The 4384-nt window shown below is 28.6% G+C and carries 5 protein-coding genes and 1 pseudogene; 1 reads left to right on the forward strand and 5 read right to left on the reverse strand.

Features of this window, described 5'->3' with window-relative positions:
* Positions 1-162: 162 nt before the first annotated feature.
* Entirely contained in the window at positions 163-774 is a 612-nt protein-coding gene (locus tag L3B98_RS28680) for a DedA family protein (protein ID WP_238919204.1), read from the reverse strand.
* Positions 775-812: 38 nt separating this feature from the next.
* Entirely contained in the window at positions 813-1334 is a 522-nt protein-coding gene (locus tag L3B98_RS28685) for an NUDIX domain-containing protein (RefSeq protein ID WP_238919205.1), read from the reverse strand.
* A gap of 303 nt (positions 1335-1637) precedes the next feature.
* Here L3B98_RS28685 and L3B98_RS28690 point away from each other — a divergent pair, with 303 nt between their 5' ends.
* Positions 1638-1916 carry a GNAT family N-acetyltransferase gene (locus L3B98_RS28690; protein ID WP_238919206.1) on the forward strand — a complete coding sequence of 93 codons (279 nt, stop codon included), beginning with the start codon at positions 1638-1640 and terminating at the stop codon, positions 1914-1916.
* Positions 1917-2041: 125 nt separating this feature from the next.
* Here the strand turns inward: L3B98_RS28690 and argF are convergent, their stop codons facing one another.
* The 3 genes and pseudogenes from argF to L3B98_RS28705 all read right to left on the reverse strand — a co-directional run.
* On the reverse strand, positions 2042-3037 hold the full coding sequence (gene argF / locus L3B98_RS28695; protein WP_238919207.1) for an ornithine carbamoyltransferase: 996 nt from the start codon (positions 3035-3037) through the stop codon (positions 2042-2044).
* 373 nt (positions 3038-3410) lie between these two features.
* Positions 3411-3752: a hypothetical protein gene (locus L3B98_RS28700; protein WP_015392567.1), complete on the reverse strand. Its 342-nt coding sequence runs from the start codon at positions 3750-3752 to the stop codon at positions 3411-3413.
* Positions 3753-3985: 233 nt separating this feature from the next.
* Positions 3986-4384 (reverse strand): annotated as a pseudogene (locus tag L3B98_RS28705) (hypothetical protein); the annotation flags it as partial.

The following is a 4384-nucleotide window of genomic DNA, read 5'->3' on the forward strand; positions in this document are numbered from 1 at the left end:
CGAAAAGGCAGATGCGCACCTATAAAAAGAGTGCGAAGCACAATACGGAACTTAATATTAAAAATCTCCGGCTTCACAGTCGCCTACGATTTTTTTACTAGTAATTTAATGATATTTTATATTATGCATTTTAACAATATAAAATTCACAAGCATCTTAAAATTACTTCTCTGAATTTTCTTTTGTCTTTTTTAATCTATAACAGTTGATCATATATATGAGAATAATGAGTATTACAATAGATATACCAATTATTATAAAATATCTTTTAAATAAATAATGATACTTTTCCCAGTTAACTCCAAGGTAATCCCCTAACAACATAAAAACTGTTGTCCAAATAAAGGCTCCCATATATGCATAACCTGCAAATTTTTTATACGGCATATTAATAATTCCTGAAAAATATCCTGTGACATGCCTTATTCCTGGAATGAAATATGCTACTATAAGCATTTTATTCCCATATTTATCAAACCACTTTGAAGTTTTTTCTATTTTACTTTTATCTAAGTGAAAATAACGTCCATATTTTTCAAAAAAAGTTATTTCTAAAGCTCTACCAATATAATATGATAATGTAATACCACTACATATACCAATTGTAGCAATTACTATGCTTAACCCCAGATTCATTTTGCCTTCTGAAACAACATATCCACAATAGGTCATGAGCGTTTCACCTGGTAAAGGCAAGGCCAATAACTCTAAGAATAAAGCTATTAATAGAACAATATATCCATAATGATTAAATAATTCTAATATATTTACCATTCTTTCACTTCCTATCTTAAGCACATCGCCATTTCAATTTAACTTATATTATTTAAAATCTCTGTAGTTTTATTTAAAAAGACCAAATCTCTATTACGAATAAACTTTCCCACATAATTATCTGGCATATCATTTTTGAGAATATCAATAGCCTTGTCTAAAGGAACCCATTTTAATAAGAAGCCATTATCTATTTCTTCATCTGTAAATGCTGGTTTATTGATTCCTCCTATGGCTTTAGTGTAATAGCAGTAGGATATTTGAAGCTGCTGAAATTTATCCCTGTACTCTATTATTACACCTACTTCACCTAAAACTCGAATATCAGTTCCAACTTCCTCCATAACTTCACGATTTAAAGCAATATCTATGCTTTCACCTGCTTCAATGCCACCACCAGGCAACTTATGATATTTATTTTTTGAAACATAAAGCAATGCGATTTCATTCAAATCATTTAATACAATTGCTCTTGATGCTTTTCTAAGCTTATATATATTATCACTATTTTTACCATCATATCCTATATCTTTTTCATAAATTTCTTTTATCAATTCCATACTTTCCAATTCCCTCCTCTAAAAAAATCAATTAGTTAATAGTTAAATATTACTTTTTATTATATACCATAAAACATAGCTTTTTTCTAATATAATACATTGTGCTAATAAAATTTAATATGACGCCAATAATTAATAATTATTAAAAACTAGCACAACTAGTTAAGATACATTATAATTATACTTATAAAAAATTGATTTTGCCACGTTTAATTAACACTGAATAAAGATTGATGCATCATTTTAAATAGTCAGGGCATTTTATTAAATAATAACAATATTTATTAGATTGGAGTGGTTATGATGATAAATTTAAAAGAAGGCAATAATAAGTTTTATTTAGGAGACAACGAAAATGGTATAAAGGCAGAAGTAACTTATATAAACAGTTCAAATAATACAATTATACTTAATCACACTTTTGTATCAAAAGAATTAAGAGGTCAAAAGATAGGTGCTCAACTAGTCAAAAGAGTAGTTGATTATGCAAGAGAAAATAATAAAAAAATAATTCCTCAATGTTGGTTTGCTGATGATGAATTTAAAGCTCACAAAGAATATGAGGATGTATTAGCAAAATAGATATTTATTTCATTTATATCTAGGTTATAAAAATTAAGGTTTTATAATTTTCTAGAAAATACTCAAAAGAGCTAGCTACTCTTATTAGATAGCTAGCTCTAAATCCTTAATTTAAATAGTCTAAGTTATGCCCCAATAGTTGCTAATATTACAGCTTTAATTGAATGTAAGCGGTTTTCAGCTTCATCAAAAACAACAGATTGTTTACCTTCAAATACTTCATCAGTAACCTCTAGAGCTGTTAATCCAAATTTTTCTCCAACTTCTTTTCCAACTTTTGTTTCTAAATCATGATAAGCTGGCAGACAATGCATGAATATTGCATCTTTATTAGCATTGTCCATAACTCCCTTATTCACTTGATATGGTAACAATAATTTTAATCTGCTTTCCCAAACTTCATCTGGCTCACCCATTGATACCCATACATCTGTATAAATTATATCTGCATTTTTTGTTCCTGACTTAACATCTTCAGTTAAAGTAATTGTAGCTCCACTTTCCTCAGTCATTATTTTACATGTCTCTACAAGTTCTTCGGCTGGGAATAATTCTTTAGGAGCACATGCAGTAAAATTAATTCCCATTTTAGCACAAGCAACCATTAAGGAATTTCCCATATTATTTCTTGCATCACCCATATATACAAAATTAAGCCCTTTTAATCTTCCAAACTTCTCTTCTATAGTTAAAAGATCTGCAATCATTTGAGTTGGATGAAATTCATCGGTCAATCCATTCCAAACTGGAACTCCAGCATATTTAGCTAATTCTTCAACTATTTCCTGACCAAAACCTCTATATTCAATACCATCATACATTCTTCCAAGAACTCTTGCTGTATCTGCTATACTTTCCTTTTTACCCATTTGAGAACCTGCTGAATCTAAATATGTAACACCAAGCCCTAAGTCTCTTCCAGCAACTTCAAAAGCACATCTTGTTCTAGTTGAAGTTTTTTCAAATAATAGTACTATATTCTTTCCTTTTAATTTATCATGAAGAATTCCTGTCCTCTTTAAGGTTTTTAATTCCTTTGATAAATCCAATAAATATCTTATTTCTTGTGGTGTAAAATCTAGTAATTTCAAAAAATTTCTTCCTCTTAAATTCACTGCCATAATTGCTCTCCTTTACTTTAATATTAATATTTTATATTTAAAGGTGTTATTCTAAAAATCTATTCTTATTCCTTCAATACTTTATAAAAACAGGTTGGATTTCTAGGTATAATTATACACTTATTCGTATTATTATGCAAACACTTTTCTTGTACTTTTAACATTAATGCACTATTCTTAATTATTATTGTTTGATTTAAAAATATATATTCAATATTTATAAATTCACTTATAATTCATAATACCAGGTATATAATCTTAGAAATAAATTTTCATCTTATGAATTATAACTTAAAATAAAAAAACTGAAATAAGATAAATATTTAATCCTATTTCAGTTTCTTATTCTTAGTATAAACTTTTTAATACAACTCTAATCAATAGCAGGTTGATATTGTTGTTGTTCACCTCTGAATGAATTTACAACTTCTGCTGTAATATCCTTTCCACCTGAACAATTCCTGTATAGTGCTCCTATTGTATAGATTGGCCCCCATGGAATGCCCCACCAGCCAGCTACTAAAGTTAATAGAGTGTATCCTAACCCTTTTACAAATGTACTCTCATCTTTTTTGACAAAATAGATATCTGACCCACGTTTAAATGTCATTATGCCAATTGAAATACAATACTGATAGATAACAAATTTCCCTCCAACTTGTAATTCATAATTTAGCTCTTCATTTGTCAATTCCTTAATTCCCCTAATTTTCACTCTTTTTCCCCCTAATCAATAATAATTACCGCTATATGTATTCCATAAAAATTATGGTTAAACATAATAATTATACTATTTTGTTTCCAATTCTGCAAAGTTATATATGTTTCATTATATATTGCATATTAGAAACTAAAAACTAGCTACAATTTAATTGCAACTAGTTTATATATAAATTTATAAATATTTAGTTATAAAAATCAAGGTTTATAAAAACACTAATTAAATATTTATTTTGAAGAAGGAGTAAATGCATCTATCACTGCAGTTTCTTGTGTTGAGGTTATTGTTCCAGCCGTTACTAATTCATCAAGTTTACTCTTAAGCATGTTCTTATGTTCTCCACCTTTTTCATCACCTTGTGGCTTTAATGCACTTTCTATTGCTGTTTCTTTATCCGAAGTTATAGTTCCTGCTGTTACCAAATTATCCAAGGCTGCTTTAAAATCTCCTTTTCCACTTGTAAGTGCTGTTTCTATTGCTGTTTGATCATCTGCTGTAATTGTTCCTGCTGTTACTAACTCTGCTAATTTAGTTTTGAACATTCCTTCATGACTTCCACCTTTAAATCCACCTTGTGGCTTTAATGCATTTTCTATTGCTGTTTCTTTATCTGAAGTTATAGTTCC

The sequence above is a fragment of the Clostridium sp. YIM B02555 genome, from assembly GCF_022320955.1.
Classification (GTDB): domain Bacteria; phylum Bacillota; class Clostridia; order Clostridiales; family Clostridiaceae; genus Clostridium; species Clostridium saccharoperbutylacetonicum.